This is a genomic window from Metasolibacillus fluoroglycofenilyticus (assembly GCF_003049645.1).
GTDB lineage: Bacteria > Bacillota > Bacilli > Bacillales_A > Planococcaceae > Metasolibacillus > Metasolibacillus fluoroglycofenilyticus.
The window spans coordinates 117,699-142,385 of sequence record NZ_PYWK01000002.1 but is presented as its reverse complement, the minus strand read 5'-3'; the positions used below and the strand labels follow the sequence as shown (position 1 = coordinate 142,385).

The following is a 24,687-nucleotide window of genomic DNA, read 5'->3' as shown; positions in this document are numbered from 1 at the left end:
TGACTTAGCTATTGTACTTCGATTTCAAGAGGATCACTTGCTAAACCGCCAAGTAATGCACTAGCAGAGGCCGTAATGATAATAGTGCCTGCATTTGCTTGACCTGCAAATGTAATGACAGCTTGTTGATTTGTATTCACAGTAATCGACTGCGCTGTTAATGCAGTTGTACCTGTATTAATTGTCCAATTTGCTAAATTAGAAGCCGCCACAGTATTAAATAAATCACCAGTTAAATTTACTGTAACAGATGGATTTATATCATCGACAGCAACTGTATTTGTAGTCTTTAATTGAGCCCAAGTTGTGTAATACACACGAACTACATCATTAGCAGATAATACATAAGCGTCTAATCCAACAGTGGGACTGTTACCATTTACTGTATATACCCAGCCATCCCAGCCACCTAGGCTACCAGCTGCTAGTCCTTCGATTGACTCAAGATATGGACCAAAAGTAGGGTGAACTGTTACGACATAAGACTTGTTTTGAGCTGTTAATACTTGCTCTAAAAATGATAATGCAGTTGTACTAGCAGTAACATCTTGAGTTGTGGAAGTAACAATAGGTGTGCCATATAATCCATCAACAGATAAGGAAACATTTGACACTGTTGCTCGTTGTACCTCATTTACCGGCTGTAATACCGCCGCACTTGCTGCTGGTGATACGAGCGAAACTGCCAAAAGCAGGGCAAACGCTAGATGCCACCATTTTTTGAATTGAACCATTTACAAAACCTCCTATTTTTTATTTCGTGAATGTTTTGCAGTTAACTCAAAAATAAAAAGATGCTCCTCCAAAAAGGGGAAGCATCTCATGGAAAACAGAAAATAGGCATAGTGTGCCTGTCCGTCTATTTGCCGTAAGTTCTCCTAGCTTCCGAAGAGAGTTAATACGATGAAATAAAGGCAGGTCTCCTGGCTCGTGTATCCTAGTTCAGAACCTTCCCATCTACTAGAGGCATTTTTCCTCGTTGGACAGTGGTATACTCTGTAGTCATCTACACTTACAGTTGCGGAAACAGCTTCGGTTTTGCACCGAATTCCCTATTAAGCTCATAAATTGAGCACCTTTATTCTGCAGTTACTATTCACTTATTGGTAAGTGTAGCATAATTCTCTGGTTTTCGAAATAGTTAGAAAAAGAGAAAAGACCATCTGAAATAATAAATGTTTCAGATGGCCTCCTTTAAATTTAAAATATTACATCATATTTGCAATTTGTAGCGTTCTTTTTAGTATTTTTGCCGTTTGTCCACGAGTTAATGGAACTTTTGGCTCAAAATTTCCATTCTCTTTTCCTGTCATAATATTAAGGCTATTTAATAGCTCAATATAAAGGTTTTCTCATATCCTTATGAATGTTACTATCAATTTGAGTGTTAAAAATAAGAAGAGGGGTGGCTGACGCATGACAGCAAACACATGGGCATATGCCAAACGCTTAGATGAAACATATGAAATTGCCTCAATGCGGGAGGAGTTTTATATGCAAGAGGGGCGTATTTATTTCGATGGCAATTCATTAGGGCTGATGTCAAAGCGCGCAGAAAAGACGTTACACAGCTTGATGAATTCATGGAAAGAATACGGTATTGATGGTTGGACAAAGGGCGAGCATGCTTGGTTTTTCCTTGCCGAGAAGCTTGGTGCACAAATGGCACAAATTGTAGGCGCACAAAAGGAAGAGGTAGTTGTCACTGGCTCGACAACGAGCAATTTACATCAGCTCGTTGCAACATTTTACAAGCCAGAGGGAAAGAGAACGAAGATTTTAGCGGATGAATTAAATTTCCCCTCTGATATTTATGCTTTAAAATCACAACTAGCATTAAAGGGTTATGATGAGTCACATTTAATTTGCGTGGCATCACGAGATGGGCAAATGCTAGATGAAGAAGATATTATTGCGGCAATGACAGATGAAGTAGCATTAATTGTTTTATCGGGTGTGCTTTATCGCAGTGGGCAAATTTTAAATATGGAGCAATTAACGAAGGCAGCACATGAACGTGGTATTATAATTGGCTTTGATTTATGTCATTCAGTTGGCTCAGTTGTACATCATTTACATGACTGGAATGTGGATTTTGCTTTTTGGTGCACGTATAAGCATTTGAATGGCGGACCGGGTAGTACAGGGGCTCTTTTTGTGCATGAGAAGCATTTTGGGACAGCACCGGGCTTAGCTGGCTGGTTTGGCTCAAATAAAGAAAAGCAATTTACGATGAGTCATACATTTGAGCCAGCATTTGAGGCTGGGGGCTTTCAGGTAGGAACACCAAATGTGTTGAGTATGGCGCCATTGTTAGGAGCGCTTGGGTTGTTTAATGAAATGGGCATTGATAATGTGCGAAAGCGTTCGTTGGCATTATCAGATTACATGCTGCAATGCGTGGAGGATATGCTTGGTGAATATAGCTTTAAAGTGTGTAGCCCAGTAGAGCATGAAAGGCGTGGTGGTCATATTTATCTAGAGCATCCAGATGCCGCACGCATTTGCAAGGCATTGAAGGAGCGCGGTGTTATTCCTGATTTCCGTGCACCACAGGGGATTCGCTTAGCGGCAGTTGCAATGTATAACACATTTGAAGAAGTGTATAAATGTTTTGAAATTTTAAAGGATATTATGGAAACGAAAGCATATGAGAAATTTACGAATGAAAGAGAGATTGTAGCGTAATGGGGTGGATTGATATAACACAGCCGTTGAACAAAAATATCGCGACATGGGCAGGCGATACAAAATTCATCTATGAAACGGTTGCAACAAAGGAGCAAACAGGCTCTGTCAATGTCGGTATGCTACAGATGAGCCTTCACTCAGGCACGCATATGGACGCACCATTTCATTTTGATAACAATGGACAGACATTTGAGCAGCTTGATTTAGAGCGCTGTATCGGAAAAGTGGTCGTTGTGGAATGCTTGGATAGTGAATTTATTGAAATGTCGCATGTTGCAGGGAAAATTACAGGAGTAAATGCTGTATTTTTTAAAACAAAAACGCTAGCTAACGCACATATTTTTCCTCAGGAAGTACCTACACTAACAATAGAAACTGTAGCGTATTTAAAAGAAAGCGGCATTAATTTAATTGGAGTGGATGTGCCATCGGTTGATAAAGTAACTTCAAAGGAGCTACCAATACATCATGCGCTAGTAGAAAGTGATATTTATATAGTAGAAAACTTATTGCTTGAGCATATCAAAGCAGGGCGCTATGAGATGATTATTTTACCTCTATTAATAGAAGGAGCAGATGGTAGTCCTGTAAGAGCAGTCATCAAAGAGGAGGAGCAATAATGTCGAACAATTACAAGCCATTTGAAGATGAGAAAAAAATCGTTACGGATTTCAAAGACCGTATGACCTATACAGATTATTTACATTTAAACGAGGTTTTAGCTTGTCAAAAGCCGCTAACAGATGAGCATGATGAAATGCTTTTTATCGTTGTCCATCATGTCAGTGAGCTTTGGATGAAGCAAATTTTACATGAAGTCAAATCGGCAACGCTTGATATTCATAATGGGCGCTTACCTGAATCATTTAAAAAGCTAGCGCGTGTTTCACAAGTGCAAAACCAGCTAAAAAACGTATGGGATGTGCTTGCAACATTAACGCCTGCTGATTACTTAAATTTCCGAGACCAACTCGGGAATTCATCAGGTTTTCAATCCTATCAAAATCGTTTACTAGAGTTTTATTTTGGCTATAAAACACCGCATATTTTGCAAATTTATGCACATGATGAAAAAATATTAGCAATGCTTCAAGAAGCTTATAATGCGCCTAGCCTATATGATGAAGCGATTCGCACGCTGGCAAAGCGCGGATTTACCATTGATGAGGAAGTATTATCACGCGATGTAACAGCAAAGTATGAGGCAAATGACAGTGTGAAAGAGGCATGGAAGGCTGTTTATCGCGAGCCTGAGAAATATTTTGATTTATATGAGCTTGCTGAGGAGCTTGTCGACATTGAGGACTTATTCCAGCAGTGGCGTTTCCGCCATATGAAAACGGTTGAGCGCATTATTGGCTTTAAAATGGGAACAGGTGGCTCAGGTGGTGTTAGCTATTTGAAAAAAGTGTTAGACCAATATTTCTTCCCAGAGCTATGGCAGCTACGCACAGAGCTTTGATAGGAGTAAGTTTAGTTACGTAAAAATTAGCTTGATTAAATAAAGTGAAACTTCAATCAGTGGAGGTTTTTCTCATCCCCACTGATTGTTAGTTAAACCAATCGGGCTTTTACGGGCAGTATCATTTTCACTTAAGTCTTGAAGTGGAAGCCCTACTGCCTGTTAATGCGTGATAAACTGCTTCTATATACCTAGATAATAATTGAGAAAAATTTAAAAAGAATTTTATAGCTAGTATTTGAAGGTTTTAATATCTTAAGCCCTTATTAAAATACAATTAAATACAAAGGTAGAGCTAAAAATAGGTCTTATAGTTTAGTTCTGTTTTTAGCCTTTTATATACATATGGACCTAATGTATGATAAATAAACAAATTTTGCTATAATTTTTACGCCATTTTTTGTATACTAGAACTATTCTGTTTTTCAGACATAACTTTTGACATAGAAATTAGAAATATTTCGACAAAAAATACAGTACATACTTGTCTGATTCAGAATGCATTATTTTAATACTCGCTAATAGAGGGAAATTCAGTTCAAGTTAATCCGAAGCCTTTCGTGGAAGTCATAAGCTTTATGGCGTTTTTTTGCATGAACTTGGAGAAATCTGGATTAGAGTTAGTCGAGGCGTATTAATACAGAGAAAGGTGAGAATGTATGGAAGTGCAAGAACAAAAAGTAGCGAGTGGTTCAAAAAAGAAATGGCTAATCGGCGGAGGTGTAGCAGCACTTGTTTTAGCAGGAGGGGTTGGTGCAGGAGCGTTATTTATGAAATCTCCGAAAGCCGCATATCTTGCTGCTGAATCTGAAACTGCTAGTGAAATGGTTGCTTTCTTTGAAGATAAGTATAAAGAAGAATTGAAATGGTCCGAATTAGCAAAAACGGCTGTTATCCAAAATGACCTAAAAATTACTGGTGAAATTCAAAGTGATTATGAGGAAAGTCCAATATTCGATATTATTAACTCTTCAGCAATTAATATTTCGGCAACATCAGATGTGAAAAATAAAAAGTTTGCATTCGGTTTAGGTGGGGAGATTGCAGATGTCAAAGTAGATAATTTTGAATTGTTCGCGACACAGGAGGAATATGTATTCAATGCACCGTTTTTAACAGAGGCAATATCTGTTTCAGCAGAAAAGTTAAATGAACTAGCCGATGGCGAACTAAGCTGTGGGCAAGATGTTTTATTTGAAACAGAAATTATGACGAAGGAGCAACAAGAATATATTAAGAAAAACTTAGCTACTACTATTTTCAAAGAGTTACCGGAAGAAGCTTTTACAAAAGAGAAAAATAAAATTGTTATGGATTTATCAAAGCAAGATGTGAAAAAAGTGATGGAAGCCATTGCAAAAAAGCTAGAAACAGACCCTGAACTTGAGACAATTTTAAAGCAAGTTATGGCAACACAAGGTGTTTGTGATGATGAAACCGTTACAGAAATGAAAAAGCAATTGATTGATGGATTGGGTGAAATCGAGTTCGGCTTTGTTTCAACAATTTGGGTTGAAAAGGGTAAAATTATTGAACGAGAATTGAAATTTAAAGAAACAGATGATTTTGTCATTACTGGAAAGCAAACATTTGGTAATGAGTTTACATTTGACTATCAATTGAAAGGTGCTGAAGAGCAGGTTTCCATTGATGGGAAATTCCAAAAAAGTGATAAAGCATCTGACCGTGTTCAACTAGCTTTAGAAGATGTGAAAATTGTTTATGAGTCAGAGGAAAATAAGGAAAAAAATCAGCACAACTTCGAACGTAAATTTATTTTTGAAGGTGCAGGCGAGTCAGTTACGTTAAATTGGGATGGTACATCGGAGTATAGGGCAGATAGCGTAAATGGGGAGCATACAATCTACATTGAAATGGCTGGTCTTGGTAAAATAGCTATAACAATTGAGCAGGACAGTAAAAAAGTAAAGGCTATCGAATTACCAGCTAAAATAAAGGATGTAAGTAATTTATCAGAGGAAGAGCTTTCTGATTATATGGCTACAGTTCTTGAAAATGCTTTAGTTTGGGCAGAAAACTTTATGGAAGAAACAGGCTTTAATGATTACTTCTATGATGACTATTATTATGATGATTACTACTATGATGAAGATTTCGATTTTGATGAATATTACGGGGAAGATTATGACTTCGAGTTTGATGAAGACTATGAAGAAAATCAAGATGATTATTAAAGAGATAGATTATTTGCGCTAGGCGAGTAAGGGGTATATTACATGAAAGTACTGAAAAATATATTCTTTTTTACAACGCAAAATGTACGTTATTTAAAGAAGAAGTGGTCCTCACTTCTTCTTCTTTTTATCATGCCGATTTGCATGATTTCTTTAATTATTCTACTCATATTACAATTCATGATGCCTAGTGAACAACAGAAATCTACACTAGCGATTGTTGACAATGACCGCACTGAAGAAACGAAGGTGTTAACACAATTGCTTGTGATGGCGCTCAAAGGCAATGACTATATTGAGATAGAGCGCATGTCTGAGAAGGAAGCGCAGCAAGCAATGAAAGAGCGACGAATAACAAGCTATGTGCAATTTCCCACAGGTTTAACAAATGATTTATATGCGGGGAATCCAATTGCTTTACCGCTTGTTGGTAATCCAAACAAGCCGATAGAAAATGCGATGATTAAAAACTTGCTTCACAGTATGTCTTCTTATATAGAATCAGCCCAAGCGAGTATTTTGACGGTATATGAATATGCGCAAGAAACGTCGATAAGCAAAGAGAAATATAGGCAGTTACAAGAAGAAATATTTATTGAATACGCTATTTTTACATTAGGAAAAAATAATTTACTTGTTCAAAATACAATCAATAACATTGCCACAAGTAAGCCTGTTTATTATTACACAATTTCAACATTATTCATTTGTCTAACAGTTTGGCTAGTGGGCTTTCATATGCTTTTAATGAAAGAGGAAACGCTTAGTATTCAGAAGCGTTTACAAATGTTTGGTGTGACGGTTGCACAAGGTTTTATTGCTAAGGGGATTGTTGCAATAGTCGGCTCGCTAGTATTTTTAATTGTGCTTTATAGCGTGGCAAATTACTGGCTGGAGCTAGCGCTTTATCCGCTTGATTATATGCGGCTTTTATTGTTCGTGTTATTTTATTGTATTTGCTTTACTTATTTATTAGGGCTTGTAGAGCTTATTTGTCATGATGCTAAAGCGAGGCTTATGCTTCAAATTGCTTTAGTAGTGTTTGTTATTCTGATAAGTGGAGCCGTGTTGCCGATTATTTATTTTCCATACGCACTACAGCACTTTATTACATATACATTTCCTTATGAAGCTTTTTCATGGATGATTGATATTGCACTTGAAAATCGCAACTATGCGAACTATAGTAGTCTAGCTATTTTTGCGGCTGTGAGTGCCATACTTTATCATCTACTGGCACGGCTTCTGGAGAGGAGACAACGATGAAAAGAGCTATTTATTTGCGAATATTGCAATTAAAATATGAATGGAAGTCAACAATCGTATGGCTGTTATTTCCCTTTATAGCGACAATCGTTATTTACAACTTGATGCTTTCTCTTTTAGATGACAGCAAAATACCGATAGGTGTTGCGTTAGAGGATGATTCTACTTATGCAGCGGAAGTAGTTGAGCACTTACAGCAAGTAGAGTATTTAGATGTACGCATTATGAAAAAGTCTGAGATGCTACGTCTTTTAGAGCAGCACGAGCTTGATAGTGTTTTTGTCATTCGTGGCAAGTACGAGGAAAATATGAAATTAGGTAGAAAAAAAATCGTTGAAGCGTATGCCTCGAATCGCTCTTATGCATATGAGGCGGCAAAGGAAATCGTTAGCTCGATTGTAATGGAGCAGGCACTTCGTTCAAAGGTAGTACGTGATGTTGAGCAGCTATTGCAAGATAATGATTTAATGCATTTATTTGATGAACAAATAATTGAGGGGAAAGTAAGTGCTCGCCAAGATGGAACCGATTTAATCTCCATTCCTTTTTCCTTTTTTCAGATGGAACAAGATGTTATGGAGAAATCGCCGTTTATATCAGCTTGGGTTATTTGGTCTAGCTTCACCATATTGTCAACCTTCTTTTTATTTGATTGGCTAGTGAAGGAGCGAAAGGAACCGTCAATGCTACGTTGGTCACTAAGTGCACAGTCCTATAAAAAATACGTCTTTTTCTTATCTGTAATTTATTTCAGTTTTTTTTGTATGATGGATTTATTAGCACTTTTACTATTTAGTTATGAAATATCCGCCTGGGCAATAATGGCACTTTTATTGTTCCGATTGACGTTAAATGGTTACGTTTTTATTCTCGCACACTTATGTAAAAATGTATTAACCTATTATATTTTATCAATTTTATTTACTTTGCTATTTACTTTAACAAGCAGCGGTATTGTACCGATTCGAGATAGCGGCATAATCCATCAATTACTCAGTGCGACACAGCCTCTTTATGCTCTATTGAAGCAGGAAGTGCCATTGTTAGGATTAGCCTTTTGCAGTATATCTCTTCTTTTGTTTAGGAGGTTAAAAGATGCTTGAGGTGCAAACAATTAATAAGAGTTACAAAAAGAAAAGCGTTTTAGAAAATATTTCATTAACTATTGAACGTGGGGAAATCGTCGGGCTTGTCGGTGAGAATGGTGCTGGAAAGTCAACATTACTGCATATTTTATCCACATTACTGCGACCAGATGCGGGTGAAATATATTGGAACGGATTATCATACCGTCAGCACTATCAAGAGATTAAGCAAAAGATTGGCTTTGTTCCTCAGGATTTAGCAATTTGGGAGCATTTTTCAGTTGAAGATAATATGCGCTATTTTGAGCAATTAAGCTGGAAAAATATCGGTATTGAAGCTTGCAAAAAAATTTGTGAAGAGATGCAGCTTGTGCAATGGAAGGAGCCAGTTTCTAGCCTTTCAGGTGGAATGAAGCGCAAATTAAATTTAGCAATTAGTCTTATTCATCAGCCAGAGCTACTGCTATTAGATGAACCAACTGTCGGTATTGATATGCGCTCGAAGCAAGAAATTGGGCGTTTTTTGCAGTTGCTTGCTAAAACACAAGGAACTACGATAATTTATACTTCTCACGATATGAGTGAAATAGAGCAATTTACAGACAGAGTGCTATTAATAGGAAAGGATTATTACTATCAAAACTTACTGTCAGCGAGGGGAATCCATGTTGATTGTTTATCTTGATTCAATTAATTATGCCCCAGCTAACTTTAGTCCAGAAATTCAAGTGTACAATCATCCGCCGATAGTGTGACAGTACGCTTTACTAATCCGCAAATTTTAGGCTATTATCTCGGCGCTACAGCCGCAGATAAAAGTGTTAGCATTAGCAACACAGATTTCATCTCTGTTTTTGAATTCGTTATGAAATTCCAAGGGATGTTAGATGTTTATAATCAAAAATATAATAAGCATACATTAAATTTATTTTAGGAAAAATGGAGTTTTCCTAAAAGTCCATTTTGTTTTGACACCGCACTGAAATCAATGTTTTCATCGCTTCCCTTTTACTGAAGCGTAACACTGCTAAAGCCAATGTTCATTCCATTTTTAAAAGAGGCGTTCTCTACTTATCCCGTATTAACAAATTTGTTTGCGACGAGTAACCGCAGGAGCACAGACCCCCACTTCAAAACAGCAGATAAAAACAAGATGTTTAAGTGGGGAATCAAACAGCCTGTAAAAACTAAGAATGAGGCCAACACGATGTTGGTCACACAAGCGTTTTCGCAGGATGCGAAAACGCTTGTGTTCCTCTATCACCAATCAGTGGGGGTGTACGAAGCCCCCCACTGATTGAAGGTTCACTTTATATGAATCAACATTTTGCGAAACATCATCGCTACTGTCCAAAATGCCGGCTATGCACGGCTTTTTGGACAGCCCTAGCCCTCAATCAACTATTCAATCGTTATTTTCTTTAATGCTTCGTTACCTGTGTACCAATCAAACTCAATTTCAAATGAATGCTTGTCACCTTTTTTCGTATAGGAGTATTCGATTTTGAGTTGCTCTGATGGGCGGACAGTTGTTGGTTCAGTTCCTCGGACAAATGTAAACTCCCCATTTTCCTTAAGCTTTTGAGCAATTGCTTCAAGCGTTGTGGCAAATTCTTCTACGTTTTGTTGTTCCTTATGCTTAATTAAAACTTCTGAAACGGGCTTGTTCGGCTTTTGCATCAAAATCCCTCCTCATTCTATTATTATTTCTATTATATCATATTTTCTCCACTTATTTGTAAGCGCTGTCAATTGCGTATAGATGTAATGTATTTTATACTTCTCTCAAGTAGTAGAGGGGGATTTTTTATGTGTATTATCGTATTAGGTTATAAAGTGCATCCAGCGCATTCGTTAATTGTAGCTGCGAATCGAGATGAGTTTTACAGACGACCAGCACAAGCAATGCAAAATTGGTTAGATGCACCGCATATTTGGGCTGGTAGAGATTTGGAAAAAATGGGTACATGGCTTGCTGTAAGTAATAATGGACGCTTTGCAGCAGTGACAAATTACCGTGACCCACGCTTACCGCTTACTGGAGAAAAGTCGAGGGGGGAAGTGCCTGTCGATTTTATGAATACGCCGCTAAGCGCCCTACAGTTTGCACAGCAGCTACAGAAGGAGCGACATTTGTATGGAGCATTTAATGTATTGCTTTATGATGAAGAAAATTTAGTGCATTACAACACGGTGATGGATGAGCTAATGATTGTTCCACCAGGTATTCATTGTATATCAAATGCGACGCTTAATACACCATGGCCAAAAGTGATGCGTTTAAAGAATGCTTTTAATGAAACAATTGAAACAACTACGGAAGATGAGGCATTATTTGCAATTTTAAAGGACACAATAAGAGCAGAGAATCGGGATTTACCTGCCACAGGCGTGCCGTTTGAAATGGAACAAAAGCTTTCATCTATTTTCATCCATTTTGATGGCTACGGTACGCGAGCTTCTAGCATCGTGAAGAACACTAATAATGGCTGGGATATCGCAGAGCGCAGCTTTATAAATGGACAATTTGCTGGGGATGTGCGATTTGAGATAACAAAACAGCATAGTGAAGTATAATTCCTTTCTATAAAAGGGAATTTACAGATATTAATTGTTGGGGGTATAAAATTGGAAACAATTATAAGAATTAATCATGTAACAATTCAATGCTTAAAAAATGTAAAACACGGCATATTTAAAACGAATTCTACTTTTAATCTAGATGGGGCTGATATCATCGGGTTTTATGGTCAAAATGGCTCTGGAAAAACGGCTGTTGTTGAAGCATTTAGTCTTTTAAAAACATTGCTACAAGCAAAAGCATTGCCTGATAATAGAAAAAAGCTTATTTATTTTAAAGAAAAAAGCATTGAATTACACATTGAATTTCTTATAACCAACCAATTAGGACAATATTTTGTTAAATATTTTGTGGAATTGCAAGAGGGATACGAAACATTAAAGGTTTTGAAGGAGACTTTATCCTATAAGGAAAATAAAAGTGGAAAACGCTATAAAGAGCTAATATCGAAGCAGGATAACAAAATTTCAATTCGTAATAAAACAATGGAATTGTTTCGCGAAAAGCAAAGAGTTAGCTTGCTAGTAGCCAATCATTTAGCGGATGAAAATGCAACATCCTTTATTTTTAGGGAAGAATTAGCGTGCGTGTTGGCATCGTTTTGTAATGAAGCAGAAAATGAAATAATTAAAAATCTAAAGCAAGATTTTACTGATAATTTCCATGTAATTGATGCGATTCATTACGGTTTACTTGTCGCAAATCTCGTTATGCCTTTTCGTATTCATGTGGAAGGTGTAAGAGGAAACATACCGTATGAATTAAGGGATACAATGCTTTTACCTAGAGAAATGTTTACAACGATTGAAAAAGTTGTGGAACAAACAAATATGGTATTAACAACAATTATTCCAGGGCTTTTTATAAAAGTACGTGAAATAAATATTGAAAAAATGAGTAGTGGACAAGATGGTGTTCGTTTTGAATTTTTGTCGGTAAAGGAGGACATTGAGCTTCCTTTACGTAGCGAATCACAAGGGATATTGAAAATTATTTCCATTTTAAGCACATTAATCGCTGTATATAATAATCCAAATGCTTGTGTTGTGATTGATGAATTAGATGCGGGTATTTTTGAATACTTATTAGGGGAAATGCTAGAAGTTCTTAGTGAAAGTGGGAAAGGTCAATTATTTTTCACGTCGCATAATTTGAGAATTTTAGAGGTGCTCCCAATTCAAAATTTATGGTTTACAACATTAAATGAGGAACAGCGTTATATGCAGCTAAAAGGTGTGAAAAAATTAAGCAATGCGCGTGATATTTATTTGAGAGCGATTCAATTAGGCGGGCAAGATGAGGCTATCTATAATGAAACGAATATGTACGATATTAAAAAGTCTTTTAGGAAAGCAGGTAAAATAATTGGCTAGGGCACAAAAAAAGGTTGTTATTTTATTAGTCGAAGGTGACACTGATGAATTACTACTAATTGAGCGTTTAAGACAGTTATTTAAAGAGAAGGAAATTCGCTTTGAGCCACAAAATGGCGATATCTTCTATCAAAGAGAGAAAAAAGAGTTGGCTATTAAAGAAGTAATCGGAGACAGAGTAAAAGAAATATTAATGAAGCGAAAATTTAAAGCTTCCAATATATTAGCAGTGCTGCATATACTTGATACAGATGGCTGTTTTATAGCGCCAGAGCATATTATAGTCGATACGGAGCAAGGCGTTTTGACACAGTATAATAAAGATTGTATAACGGTTAATTCCGAGGAACAAAAGAGCAGAATTGAGGAGCGCAATGAAATTAGGTCGCGCAATGTCCATATAATGAGTTCAGCAACTCATATTGCGCAATATGCCTATCAAGCTTATTATTTTTCGCGCCATTTAGAGCATGTTGCGTTTAATGAAATGAATCCATGTAAAGAGGATAAGGTAGAAAAGATAGAAGATTTTTTAGAACAGCTAGAAATACCAATTGAGCAATTTCTAGCACAGTATATGCCATTTGAGCAGAATGAGGATTATAGCACGTTATATGCAAAAAGCTGGGAGTTTATTATGGACAACATTAATTCGCTTGAGCAGTATACGAACGCTTCGTTAATGTTTCAGTTTTTAGAAAATGATTCGCAGCATATATAATTTAAACAAAGGGGGATTTTTAATATGCGTGAAGTAGTCATTGTAGCCGCAACTCGAACGGCGGTTGGAAAACGTAAAGGGGCACTTAGTCAAATGCGGGCAGATGATTTAGCCGCAGTAGTTTTGGAAGAGGTTGTGAAGCGAGCTGGTATTCAGAAGGCAGATGTAGAGGATGTTATTTTAGGCTGTGTGACGCAAAGCGCGGAGCAGGCAGGGAATATTGCACGGACCGCACTATTAATCGCAGGCTTTCCCGTCCATGTACCTGGCGTGACAATTGACCGTCAATGTGGCTCTAGTCAGCAGGCAGTTCATTTTGCGGCACAGGCCATTTTAGCAGGCGATATGGATATTGTTATTGCTGGTGGTGTGGAAAGTATGACACGTATGATGATGGGCTCAAATTATATGGGAGTAGCACCTAGTGAGCAGCTAACAAAGCAGCATGAAATTATTCACCAAGGCTTATCAGCGGAGCGTATTGCGGAGAAGTGGGGACTGAGTGCAAAGCAATTAAATAACTATGCTGTGATGAGTCATCAGCGTGCATTAAAGGCAATTGCTGAAGGGAAATTTATAGAGGAAATTATTCCTATTGAAGTGCAAAATGAAACAGGTGAGACCGTTATTTTTAATACGGATGAAGGACCAAGAAAAGATACGACGCTGGAAAGCTTGAGCAGCTTAAAAGCTGTTTTTCAAGAGGATGGCGTTATTACAGCGGGCAATGCAAGCCAAATGAGTGATGGTGCATCGGCAGTTTTACTAATGTCACGTGAGAGAGCAGAGGCGCTAGGCATTAAGCCATTAGCTCGCATTGTTGCCCGTGCAGTCGTAGGCTCTGACCCGACACTCATGCTTACAGGTCCAATGGCAGCAACAGAAAAAGTATTGTTAAAAGCAGGTTTATCTTTAGCTGATATGGATACATATGAGGTGAACGAAGCCTTTGCACCAGTGCCTCTTGCTTGGGCAAGGGATACAGGGGCAAGCATTGACAAATTAAATGTAGACGGTGGTGCAATTGCTTTAGGGCATCCACTTGGTGCAACAGGTACAAAGCTACTGACGACAATGCTTTACCGCATGCAAAGAGAGCAGCAGCGCTACGGTTTACTAGCAATTTGTGAAGGTATGGGCATGGCGAATGCAACGATTATTGAAAGGCTTTAGTGGGACGCTGGCAGGTGTGTTTTAAAAAATAGCTTACTAAGGTAGGAGAGCAAAAAGGTTTTTGGAAAATGAAGGAAATATTAGATTTAAAGGAGGGGGCTGCCTTTTCGGGCAGCCCTTGACTTAGAAAAAGTATTTTCTTTAGAACAAGGAAGTAAAAGGTATTCATAGGAAATTTGTTTTTGATGTGCTTAAGTTAGCTATCGAATGCCTCCGAATAACGCACAGTACCCTGCACATTTTGTAGTGCATCTGGCACTAATTCAAGTGCCATAAAAATCTCGCTTGGTACCTCAAATGGAGCAAAAATATTCCACCCTCGCGCTTGACGGAAGCCGAATTTCGGATAGTATGCCGCATGGCCTAGTACGATAACCGATTGCTGACCGATTTCGGCTGCTTTTTGCAATACCTCCTGTATCAATTGACTACCGACTCCTTTATTTTGACATGCCGGTAAAACCGAGACAGGTGCAAGTGCTAAAGAATCAATAGATTTCTCGCCATCTTCAATCGTAATTTTCGATAGTAAAATGTGACCGATTATTTTATCTTCACTATCAACTGCGACTAACGAAAGCTCCGGTAAAAAAGCGGATGATTGACGAATACGCTGTACAAGGAAATGCTCCTTTTGATTGCTCATATCCTCATCTAAAAAAGCTTGACGTATTACATCCTCAGTAATTTCATAATCTGACGGACGCTCTTGTCGAATTGAAAAGTTCATATATAAATCTCCTTAATAAAATTCTCTCTATTAATTATGCACTATAATTGATTATACATCTATAATATCCAATGAAAATATATAATTTGTTCATTAAATCAACTATCTTTTTCATAGCAATGCGATATACTTTACACAAGATTATGTTGATTGGAGAGTTTGACAATGGGAGCAGAGAAATACCAGCAAATGATGTATCAACGCATGCGCGAAAAATTTCAAGAATGGGCTAAGGCAGACTCCATTATAGAAAAAGAAATATATTCTTTTTTACATATGTTAAAAGGAACTGCTGGCTCAGTTGGATTAAATGAGCTAACGATAATCGCTACTGACAAGCTGGTAAATCTTAATGATACGAGTGAGAAGGAATGGGGAAAGCGCGAGTGGACATTTTATTTAAGTCCGCTAATTGAAGCTCTTTCATTTTATGAAACGAATAATCCTTCACAAGAAATAAAGGAAACATCATTAAACCTTGTGACGAGTGGTATAACAAAAGAGTTTATATTAATTGTTGATGATGATATGGTGTTTATTTCTTATTTAAAAAATATTTTAGAGGAAAAAGGTTTTTCAGTGATGATTGCTCATAATGGCAAGCGTGGAATTGAGTTAATTTATGAGTTACAGCCTGCCATCGTCTTTTTAGACATTATGTTACCAGATATAGATGGCTTCTCTATTTTAAATAATATTAAAAAAATAAAAAAAGACCGCACATTTATTGCAATTATGAGCAGTCATCATAGCAAGGAAAATCGAATTAAAGCGTTTGAGCTAGGTGCAATGGATTTCGTTGCTAAGCCGATTGATGAAGATGTTTTGCTCGCATATGTGACGAATCGTCTAGCTTATAGAAAAGAGCTTGAATATGCCATTGTCATTGATGAATTAACACAAGTGTATAATCGAAAATATTTTGAAAGCCAATTAAAAATGTTAATTCAGCAATACGAGAGGATGAAAGAAGTATTTACGATTGCCATTCTTGATTTAGATTATTTTAAAAAAGTAAATGACACTTATGGACATTTAGTTGGGGATGAAGTGTTAAGGGGCTTTGCAGCGCTCGTCAAGGAATTGAAGAGGGAGCATGATGTGTTCTGTCGCTACGGTGGAGAGGAATTTGTTTTATTAATGCCGAAGACGACAGTTGAGGAAGGCTACAGGCTCGTTGAAAAAGTACGTCAAGCAATGGAAAAGAGGGCTTTTACAGCAAATAATACCGTTTTTCATGTAACATTTTCTTCAGGTATGATGACAGTGGGCCCAAATTATAAGCATGAAAAGAAATTACTAGAGGCAGCAGACCACGCGCTTTATTCAGCAAAGGAAGCGGGCAGAAATTGCGTTGTTTTGTTCGACCATTCAATTATCGATATGAAAAAATCTGAAAAAATTAAAGTCATTGTCATTGATGATGTTTACATTATTCGCGATATAATCGCAAAGCATTTTGAAGGGCTCGTAACAAGCGGCGAAACAATTATCGAAGTAGCTACATATGGTGATGGGCTTGAATTTTTACAATCAAGCTGGTATGACCCGAACTACAAATATGTAATTTTATTAGATTGGATGCTACCGAATATGAGTGGGATTGAGGTATTAAAAGAAATCAGGGCAAATTATAGCTCAAAGGAAGTTATCGTTTCCATGTTGACAGGGCGAATTGGGGAAACGTATGTATTAGAAGCATTTAAAAATGGTGCAGATGACTATATTCGTAAGCCATTCCAAATTGCTGATGTATCATCACGTATATTACATTTAGCAGAACGTATTTTTAAAGGCAGCAAAGGATAGAAAAAGAAGCTGCTAGAAGGAGGTATGATGATGGCAAGAGTTTTAGTAGTTGATGATGAGGAAATTTTGCGTATGCTTATTCGCGATACGCTAGAGGATATGGGGTATGAAATTGAAGAAGCAGAGAATGGGCAGGAAGCGTTAGAAAGAGTGGCACAAGAGCATTATGATTTAATGATTTTAGATTATATGATGCCACATGTTACAGGCATTGAAGTAATTGAACGCTTACCTGCACAAATAAAGGCTAATCTACCAATATTAATGCTGACTGCTAAATCGCAGGAGGAGGATCGCCAAAAGGTGTTTGAAAAAGGGGTGGATTACTTTATGTCAAAGCCATTTAGTCCAGTGAAGTTAATGGAAGTCGTCGAGGATATTTTAAATGGTCAATGACAAGCTGTTATTTAGGAAAAATATACGTAGTCGTTTTTTTAGAAAGCTGCTTTTGATAGCAAGCCTTTTTTTGCTGCTAATTGCTGTACTTTACTTTTATATGAATGAACGCAATAAAAGTTTAGAAAAAGAACAGAGGCTGCTCGTAGAGAAAACAGTCATCGTAGATTCTTTAACTGAAACGTATAAGGATGCTTTTTTTCAAGCGCGAGGGTATTTTGCCTATAAAAACGAGCAATATTTACAGCAAGCATATGCTGATTTAACGGAAATTGACCAACAACTCCAACAATTTGCAACGATGGAGCTAACGTTTGAAGAGCAAGAGCTTTATCAGGAGCTGATGAATTATTTGCTTATTTATCAAGATGATATATTACCAGAGGCTGTTTCCTATGTAGAAAAAGTGGATTATGAGTCTTTACGAACGCTCTCGAATGACCGAATGAATGTTGTTGTTGCTAGAGTAATTAATCTCACCAACGAATATAAAGAAAAAACAGATAAGGAATTAGATGACCTATTTGAAAAAAATATTGGCTATGGGCAAAGTTCTGCAGCTTTATCACTTCTTGTTAGCGTTTTAATTGTGCTACTCATAAGCTTTATTGTGAGAAGGCTGCTCGATAATTTAATTCGACCAATTGAGCAGCTAACGATTGCAACAAATGCGTTTGCTCTTGGACAATCCTTCGATACGAAAGATTTGGAGAAAATGGACGATGAATTAGGTATTTTAGCAAATGCCTTCGTCAATATGACTTTATCCATTCAGGATAAGGAAGAAGAGCTAACGACACAAAATGAAGAATTATTAATGCAGCAGGATGAGTTGCAGGGAAATCAATTGCAGCTACAGCATTCGTTAAATCAGCTTGAAAAATATAATCAGCTTAATCATGCATTAACATTTACGTTAGATAAGCAGCAACTGATTAACAATTTGCATGATTATCTAAATGATATTTATCAATTTGATACGAGCATTTTAACTTGGCTTGAGGGCGATGTTCATGCAATGAAGGGGCTTAGCATTGAGTTTGCTACTAATCTAATGCAGCATTTAGACAGCAATAAGCTTATGCGCCTTGAGCAGGAAGGTTTCTTTGTTATAAAGCGGGAAGTAGCAGCGGGAGAGCGCGGTATAGCACAGGAGCCATATTATGTCTATGACTTATATTCATCCATTTTAAATGCACAAGGCAAGCTTGTCGCAATATTAATGGCGACACGAGAAGGACATGCTTTTTTAGCGGAGGAACAAAGTGGACTAAATGGTTTGTTAAAGCGTGTATCGATTGCCTTTGACCGCATATTAATGTATGAGGAAGTAGAGCGCTCAAGACAATTAAATAAAAATATTATCGAAACGATTAATGAAGGCTTGCAGCTCGTTTCAAGCGCAGGTGATATCGTGTTAATTAACCGTGCCTTTGCACAAATGACGCAAATGCAATCAGCACTAAATACGCAGTTAACTGCCAAAAAGGTGTGGCTAAGCCACTTTGAATCATTTAGCAAAGAGCCAGATGATTTGCGTGCGTTTTTTGAAAAGGCAATTGAGGAAAGCTTCAAGCATACACGCAAACTACGTTACTCTATTTCAACAGAACAGGAAACATTCATCGAAGTATATGCTACATGCTTATTTGAAGGTGCTGAAAAACTAGGGACAATTTTTGTTCATCGTGATATCACGCGTGAATACGAGATTGATAAAATGAAATCTGAGCTTGTCAGCACAGTGAGTCATGAATTGCGTACACCACTTTCGAGTGTGCTTGGCTTTACAGAGCTACTACTAACAAAAACATTAAAGCCTGAGCGTCAACAAAAATATGTCGAAACCATTCATAAAGAGGCTCAGCGTTTAACAAATTTAATTAATGACTTCCTTGATTTGCAACGGATGGAATCTGGTAGACAGCAATACATGATGAAGCCCTTGCAAGTAAATGAGATTGTTATGGATGTCATTAATCGTTTTCGCCACGAAAAAAAACATCATATCCAATTAATTGATAAAGCACGTGCTATTATGGTGAAGGCAGATGAAGAACGGCTAATTCAAGTATTTGTAAATATTGTTAGCAATGCCATCAAGTTTTCACCGAATGGTGGCAATGTAATGATTACACTCGAAAATAAAGGACAAATGCTGCAAGTGGGTGTGCAAGATGAAGGAATTGGCATTGCAAAAGAAGATGTTTCACAGTTATTCCAAAAGTTTAAACGGATTGATAATAGTGCTAGACGTAAAATTGGAGGAACTGGGCTTGGCCTAGCAATTTGTCGTGAAATCATTTTGATGCATAACGGTGATATTTGGATTGAATCTGAGGAAGGGCAAGGTACGATAGTTTACTTTACACTACCTCTAGAAAACGAGCATGAGAGCATGATAGATGAGCAATCCCATTTATTGCTATCACAAGGTGCAAATGTCATGCTTGTTGAGGACGATTCTAGCTTAGCTTTACTATTATCTGAGGAATTAAAAAGTAAAGGCTTTACTGTTATTTACCATAATGACCCGCAAAAGGCATATACAGAAGCGTTAAGCACACCATTCATCGGTATCATTGTTGATTTAATGTTAAGTGATGATATGAGTGGATGGGAATTAATTCAGCAATTAAAGGAAACAGAGCAAACAAGCAAAATACCAATTGTTATTTCTTCCGCACTAGATGAAGCGCAGGAATTAGTAGCGAAATATAAGGTGGAAAAATATTTAACAAAGCCTTATCCACCAGAGGAAATATCAAAAGCGCTTGTACCGTTTTTAATATCTCATGAAAATAGGGGAGGCATCCTCTTTCCAAAGCAAGATTAAAAATGAATTTTAGCGCTATCGGGAAATGTAGGCATTCGCATATTTTCCCGATAGGCGCTTTTTGATTAAGCAATGCGATGACAAGACCATACCATACCTGCAGAGTTGACACCTCCTAAATTTAAGCCAATTGTTAAACCACTTGCCTCATAATATAAATCAATTGTATCGCCTGCATTTAACAATAAATCCCCAGCGAGTGTGACTGTACCGTTTCCTAAAATAGCACGCAATGTTAGTAAAGTGACTGACACGTTTAACAATGGAAACAATCCACTAATTACATTGCTAGAACCATTTCGACGAAGATAAAATGCAGGGTTGATGCCACTACCTAAAGATAAACTAATCGTTGCAGTTGTCGAATAATTAAGCGTAGCAGCAAAGGCATATTTTCCAGTTGTAGGCACTGTAAAGACGCCTGATGTCGCATTAAAGCCTGCTGTTGTGTAATAAGGAGCGGAAACTGTCCAGTTTGTAATAACAGTTGAGCCAGTTGTTATTAATGAGGGTTTAAAGGCTGAGAATCCCTCGGTAAAAGCAGGCCCAGTGGCTCCAGTAGCGCCAGTTTCTCCGGTAGGCCCAGTGGCTCCAGTAGCGCCAGCTTCCCCGGTAGGCCCAGTGGCTCCAGTAGCGCCAGCTTCTCCGGTAGGTCCAGTAGGTCCGGTAGCTCCGGTGACCCCTTTGCAACCTAAGGGACGGTTGCAATTACAATTTTTTGAAGCGCATTTTTTACAATTTTGTATTTCCATCAATTTTCCTCCTTTCTAGCATATTTCAATTTCTTTCAGCAAATTTTTTTACGACGAGTAAGCGCAGGAGCACATGTTTTTATACTGATAGCAAGGTGATAGGTGTAGAAATCATTCTCTCTATAGGCGATAAAATGAATACAGAGAGAAGCTATCTAAAAAACTGTCTTGTTTTGCAAATACTATGCAATTTTAGTTTTCGTTACTTCATTTTAATTTGTGAGAAACACGGCTAAACTATTTGTTTCTCACGTTTCCAAAGAAAGCTCTAAGTAAATTTTTTGCTAAAGTATCATTGCCAACGCCCAAAATTCTGGGTACGTACGGCTTTTTGGACACTCTATGTTAACTTATTCTCCTTATTTGATTAATGGACGGACAAAAAACTATATTTCCTAAAAAGTGTTCCATAAACTATAAAAAATGCAGTGAAAACGGGGGGAGGGGCAATGCATGGACATGACCAAAATAGAAAAGGGGCGACCATTTATATTATTAGGTGAAAATGGTCAGCCTTTAACAGTTGTAGGATTTTCACAAAACTGTCCGTTTATTTCGCGTTTTTTTCATTAATTGCTGTCATAGAAAATGGTCAGTGTGCCATACTTGAAATCCTTTTCCCTTGCTGTTGTCAAAAAAAGCTTGTTCGCACTAAACAGAGGATTATTGTCGATTTGAATTGCTTTTATTGTATGCCAGTTTGTTTCCATATTTATGATAGTTACGTATGTAACAGCGCTGTACAAACAAAAATCTGCACAACAATTTCAGGCAATCCAGAAGGAAAGCCTAGTTTTTCATGGATAAATAATATGCATAATTTAGATAATACCGTAACCTTAAATGTTCATACGGAACAACCCCTTGAATTAAAGCTCTATAAGCGAGGAGGAGCTATTACTATTGTTACAATAGATAAAACATGTAAAGCATTCACCTTACACAATATGAAAGCAATAGAAATCAAAGCACAGGCTAATAGCACAATTGAATTAACGATAACAGCAAAGAAGTTACAAGAGATTTACCTTTAGTAGTTCGGTTGACCAATGCTTCATAATCACTGACACATATACTAGCTATGATTTTATCCTGATTCAGCTCTTGAAATTACAAGGTCTCTTTTGGGTCAGGATAAAGCTTTTGGCAAATAGCATAGATTTTGAAGGCGGACTCCGTCAAAAATCTAGCTATCTATATGCCAAGCTTTCATTGCTTAGAAAAGGAGGTGAGAATATGGCGAAATTAGGAAGCTGTTGCGGTAGTAAAACAAGTGTCCATGATTCTGTATGTCAAGACTTAACATTAACTGATGAGACAGCAGTTACAGTATGGGAGAATTCCACGCCTTTCGCGATTAATGGCACAATTTTAGTGGAAAACGCAAGCTCATCAACAGGAGATGTTACACTAACAGTTACAAGTAGCCCTGCAACACCAGCAATTCCCCCAATTACTCCTGGTAATTCTATATCAATAACGGCAAATAATATTGCGGATATTCAATTAGCAGGTACGGCTGCTTCAGTAGCTAATGTGAAAATTTCATATTCTTTAAATTATAATTTCTAAATATTCAAGGCTATTGGGAAAGCAGAGTTATCTCTGTTTTTTTCAATAGCCTAATTAAATTTTCTATTATCGTTCAGGAAAGAGCTGCTGAAAATACTGTTCGTTATGAAGTATTTGAGGATGCGTTGGATAAAAGCTTTTTGCCTGTATATGATGTTCATAAGCGAGCTCATATTGCTGTAAACGATCATACAGTACACAGAGCTGTAAATGGGGGAGCCATGTTGTAAAAATGTGATTGCGGAATGGTGTATGACTTGGCTCCTTTATAGTGAGTGCCTGCTCATACCAATAAATTGCCTGCTGATTTTTATGCTGCTCCATAAAATAAAAACCGAAGCGACAGCAAGCCTCTGGGCGTGGTGAATCAAATGTGAGACTTCTAGTAATTGATTGGATTGCACGTTTTTCGTTTTGTAAAGCGCTGTAGCAATCAGCCATTTTAAAGCAGGCTTGTATACAATCTTCTACCCAGCCCTGCTCTGTTGCTAAAAACTGTTCGTAGAACGATATTGCTTTTTCATATTGCCTGTGGTCTTTAAGCTCATTCGCATAATAATAAAGGTCGCGCGTTGAAAATACTTCTCCAGCAGTAAGCAATCGCTCATAAATAGCTAGATTGCGCGAAGCATCGCGGCTTAATGGCTGATGCGATATGGCAATATCGCTATGAATGATTGTGCCATCCACTGCTAAATATTCATGCACTGCACCAATCCATTGAAATTGCCGCTGTCTTCTTACAAGTCGATTACGTCTCAGTGAGTAGGTGACATTTCCTTCTGTATCAAAGTTGAGGTGATAATGCATTGAGACAGCATCAACAGTAGGTGAGAGCGTCAATTTTAAATGTTGCAATTTGACCAGCTCTTCATTTGTGATAATGTCGTCCGCATCAAGCCATAAAATATAATCCTTTGTCGCCTGCTGAAAGGAGAAATTTCGCGCTGCTGCAAAATGATGAATCCATTGAAAATCAAAAATTCGAGAAGTATATTTTGCGGCAATGCTTTTTGTTGCGTCTGTGGAGCCTGTATCAATAATGTTAATTTCATCAACAGCTGCTTTAATTGAATCAAGACATCGAGCAAGCACCGCTTCCTCGTTTTTTACAATCATACATAAGCTAATTGTAATGTCGATATGTCCTCCTTTTTGTAAGAAAACCCAAATAAATAATCAAATTTGAGAAAAAATGTTTATTTTTATTTATATGCGGCAACACTAACTGAAAATTCATAGCATCCATAAAGGAGGAGCATTGTTTTGAAATACAAACTAGCAGTAATTAGTTTAGTGTTGTCGTTTTTGTTTAATATAGCAGCAATATCGCCAATGGCGGCTATTCCATTGCCTATAAGCGATCATTTATTTGATGACTACAGCATTCACGCATGGGACGCATTAAATATTGAGGAATTACAGGAAGATGAAACGACCACATACACAGTTGTAGAAGGAGATAATTTATACCGTATAGCATTAAAATACGGCGTCTCACTTAATTCCTTAATGGCATGGAACGGTGTTACAAATACACTAATTTTCCCGGGAGACCAGTTGACGATTTATAATGATGGGGACGAGCCTGCTACTACCTATGAGGAAAAAGTCGTAGCTACAACGCCCGCTACACCACCGAATAATCCAGTACAAAATACAGATGTATTTGAGCAACAGCAAGGTGACGAAATGGTCGTGACCGCAACTGCATATACAGCTTATTGTAAAGGCTGTTCAGGAACAACAGCTTATGGCATTGATTTACGCGCAAATCCAAATCAAAAAGTAATTGCCGTTGACCCAAGGGTAATTCCGCTTGGTACAAAGGTATGGGTAGAGGGCTATGGAGAGGCAATTGCAGGTGATACAGGAGGCGCGATTAAAGGGCATAAAATTGACGTCTTTATCCCTGAATATGAGAATGCAATGCAATGGGGAGTAAAAAAAGTGAAAATTAAAGTTTTAAATTAAAAGGTTATCTGAAAGCAGTGCGCTAGCATGCTTTCAGATAACCTTTTTGCTATTTGATTGAAATATTTGCT

23 protein-coding genes and 1 riboswitch are annotated in these 24,687 nt (G+C 37.5%); of the genes, 17 read left to right on the top strand and 6 right to left on the bottom strand.

Translation table 11 applies throughout. The features are described 5' to 3' along the window. Positions 1 to 8: 8 nt before the first annotated feature. Together C9J36_RS11245 and C9J36_RS17700 are read right to left on the bottom strand one after the other, a co-directional pair. A complete protein-coding gene (locus tag C9J36_RS11245; protein ID WP_107943183.1) occupies positions 9 to 734 on the bottom strand; it encodes a DUF4430 domain-containing protein in 726 nt (241 codons plus the stop codon). Positions 735 to 896: 162 nt separating this feature from the next. After that, positions 897 to 1,095, bottom strand: a riboswitch (cobalamin riboswitch). 113 nt (positions 1,096 to 1,208) lie between these two features. Next, a complete protein-coding gene (locus C9J36_RS17700; RefSeq protein ID WP_430010636.1) occupies positions 1,209 to 1,340 on the bottom strand; it encodes an S-layer homology domain-containing protein in 132 nt (43 codons plus the stop codon). A gap of 76 nt (positions 1,341 to 1,416) precedes the next feature. On the opposite strand from C9J36_RS17700, the gene kynU reads away from it, so the two are divergent. The 7 genes from kynU (at position 1,417) to C9J36_RS11205 (ending at position 9,384) form a co-directional block, all read left to right on the top strand. Beyond that, positions 1,417 to 2,688 carry a kynureninase gene (kynU, locus tag C9J36_RS11235; protein ID WP_107943182.1) on the top strand — a complete coding sequence of 424 codons (1,272 nt, stop codon included), beginning with the start codon at positions 1,417 to 1,419 and terminating at the stop codon, positions 2,686 to 2,688. After that, entirely contained in the window at positions 2,688 to 3,311 is a 624-nt protein-coding gene (gene kynB, locus C9J36_RS11230; protein WP_066166756.1) for an arylformamidase, read from the top strand. The genes kynU and kynB overlap by 1 nt, the downstream gene beginning before the upstream one ends. Continuing rightward, a complete protein-coding gene (kynA, locus tag C9J36_RS11225) occupies positions 3,311 to 4,153 on the top strand; it encodes a tryptophan 2,3-dioxygenase (RefSeq protein ID WP_066166753.1) in 843 nt (280 codons plus the stop codon). The genes kynB and kynA overlap by 1 nt, the downstream gene beginning before the upstream one ends. Before the next feature lie 659 nt (positions 4,154 to 4,812). Then, positions 4,813 to 6,348 carry a flagellar basal body-associated FliL family protein gene (locus C9J36_RS11220; RefSeq protein ID WP_107943181.1) on the top strand — a complete coding sequence of 512 codons (1,536 nt, stop codon included), beginning with the start codon at positions 4,813 to 4,815 and terminating at the stop codon, positions 6,346 to 6,348. Positions 6,349 to 6,390: 42 nt separating this feature from the next. After that, the gene (locus tag C9J36_RS11215; protein ID WP_107943180.1) at positions 6,391 to 7,614 is read left to right on the top strand and encodes an ABC transporter permease; all 1,224 of its coding nucleotides are present in this window, start codon (positions 6,391 to 6,393) and stop codon (positions 7,612 to 7,614) included. Then, positions 7,611 to 8,717 carry an ABC transporter permease gene (locus tag C9J36_RS11210; protein WP_107943179.1) on the top strand — a complete coding sequence of 369 codons (1,107 nt, stop codon included), beginning with the start codon at positions 7,611 to 7,613 and terminating at the stop codon, positions 8,715 to 8,717. The genes C9J36_RS11215 and C9J36_RS11210 overlap by 4 nt, the downstream gene beginning before the upstream one ends. Further along, entirely contained in the window at positions 8,710 to 9,384 is a 675-nt protein-coding gene (locus tag C9J36_RS11205; RefSeq protein WP_107943178.1) for an ABC transporter ATP-binding protein, read from the top strand. The genes C9J36_RS11210 and C9J36_RS11205 overlap by 8 nt, the downstream gene beginning before the upstream one ends. Before the next feature lie 716 nt (positions 9,385 to 10,100). On the opposite strand, the gene C9J36_RS11190 is transcribed toward C9J36_RS11205, so the two are convergent. Continuing rightward, positions 10,101 to 10,379 (bottom strand): amphi-Trp domain-containing protein, encoded by a 279-nt coding sequence (locus C9J36_RS11190; RefSeq protein ID WP_107943175.1) that lies wholly within the window; start codon positions 10,377 to 10,379, stop codon positions 10,101 to 10,103. 129 nt (positions 10,380 to 10,508) lie between these two features. On the opposite strand from C9J36_RS11190, the gene C9J36_RS11185 reads away from it, so the two are divergent. Genes C9J36_RS11185 through C9J36_RS11170 form a run of 4 tightly spaced genes read left to right on the top strand, consistent with a single transcriptional unit; the run spans position 10,509 to position 14,547 of the window. After that, positions 10,509 to 11,276, top strand: a complete 768-nt coding sequence (locus tag C9J36_RS11185; protein ID WP_161956408.1) for an NRDE family protein — start codon at positions 10,509 to 10,511, stop codon at positions 11,274 to 11,276. A gap of 51 nt (positions 11,277 to 11,327) precedes the next feature. Continuing rightward, positions 11,328 to 12,653, top strand: coding sequence for an AAA family ATPase (locus C9J36_RS11180; protein WP_235616056.1), 1,326 nt, complete (start codon positions 11,328 to 11,330; stop codon positions 12,651 to 12,653). Next, complete coding sequence (locus C9J36_RS11175) at positions 12,646 to 13,374, top strand: hypothetical protein (RefSeq protein WP_107943173.1); 729 nt, start codon at positions 12,646 to 12,648, stop codon at positions 13,372 to 13,374. The genes C9J36_RS11180 and C9J36_RS11175 overlap by 8 nt, the downstream gene beginning before the upstream one ends. Positions 13,375 to 13,398: 24 nt before the next feature. Then, positions 13,399 to 14,547, top strand: a complete 1,149-nt coding sequence (locus C9J36_RS11170; RefSeq protein ID WP_066166727.1) for a thiolase family protein — start codon at positions 13,399 to 13,401, stop codon at positions 14,545 to 14,547. 196 nt (positions 14,548 to 14,743) lie between these two features. Here the strand turns inward: C9J36_RS11170 and C9J36_RS11165 are convergent, their stop codons facing one another. Further along, entirely contained in the window at positions 14,744 to 15,277 is a 534-nt protein-coding gene (locus tag C9J36_RS11165; protein ID WP_107943172.1) for a GNAT family N-acetyltransferase, read from the bottom strand. Positions 15,278 to 15,442: 165 nt separating this feature from the next. On the opposite strand from C9J36_RS11165, the gene C9J36_RS11160 reads away from it, so the two are divergent. The 3 genes from C9J36_RS11160 to C9J36_RS11150 are packed head-to-tail and all read left to right on the top strand — an operon-like array spanning position 15,443 to position 20,318. Beyond that, on the top strand, positions 15,443 to 17,086 hold the full coding sequence (locus tag C9J36_RS11160; RefSeq protein ID WP_107943171.1) for a diguanylate cyclase: 1,644 nt from the start codon (positions 15,443 to 15,445) through the stop codon (positions 17,084 to 17,086). A gap of 30 nt (positions 17,087 to 17,116) precedes the next feature. Next, entirely contained in the window at positions 17,117 to 17,482 is a 366-nt protein-coding gene (locus C9J36_RS11155) for a response regulator transcription factor (protein ID WP_107943170.1), read from the top strand. Positions 17,483 to 17,534: 52 nt separating this feature from the next. Next, on the top strand, positions 17,535 to 20,318 hold the full coding sequence (locus tag C9J36_RS11150; RefSeq protein WP_235616055.1) for an ATP-binding protein: 2,784 nt from the start codon (positions 17,535 to 17,537) through the stop codon (positions 20,316 to 20,318). A gap of 65 nt (positions 20,319 to 20,383) precedes the next feature. Here the strand turns inward: C9J36_RS11150 and C9J36_RS11145 are convergent, their stop codons facing one another. After that, a complete protein-coding gene (locus C9J36_RS11145) occupies positions 20,384 to 21,070 on the bottom strand; it encodes a collagen-like domain-containing protein (RefSeq protein WP_107943168.1) in 687 nt (228 codons plus the stop codon). 692 nt (positions 21,071 to 21,762) lie between these two features. On the opposite strand from C9J36_RS11145, the gene C9J36_RS17665 reads away from it, so the two are divergent. Both C9J36_RS17665 and C9J36_RS11135 read left to right on the top strand, forming a co-directional pair. Continuing rightward, positions 21,763 to 22,104 carry an S-Ena type endospore appendage gene (locus C9J36_RS17665; protein WP_342473226.1) on the top strand — a complete coding sequence of 114 codons (342 nt, stop codon included), beginning with the start codon at positions 21,763 to 21,765 and terminating at the stop codon, positions 22,102 to 22,104. Positions 22,105 to 22,306: 202 nt separating this feature from the next. Further along, positions 22,307 to 22,642, top strand: a complete 336-nt coding sequence (locus tag C9J36_RS11135; protein WP_066166707.1) for an S-Ena type endospore appendage — start codon at positions 22,307 to 22,309, stop codon at positions 22,640 to 22,642. A 66-nt stretch (positions 22,643 to 22,708) separates the two neighbouring features. On the opposite strand, the gene C9J36_RS11130 is transcribed toward C9J36_RS11135, so the two are convergent. Further along, positions 22,709 to 23,761, bottom strand: a complete 1,053-nt coding sequence (locus C9J36_RS11130) for a glycosyltransferase (protein ID WP_107943167.1) — start codon at positions 23,759 to 23,761, stop codon at positions 22,709 to 22,711. A 147-nt stretch (positions 23,762 to 23,908) separates the two neighbouring features. Between C9J36_RS11130 and C9J36_RS17640 the strand changes: the two genes are divergently transcribed. Next, entirely contained in the window at positions 23,909 to 24,616 is a 708-nt protein-coding gene (locus tag C9J36_RS17640; protein WP_201261937.1) for a 3D domain-containing protein, read from the top strand. Positions 24,617 to 24,687 lie beyond the last annotated feature (71 nt).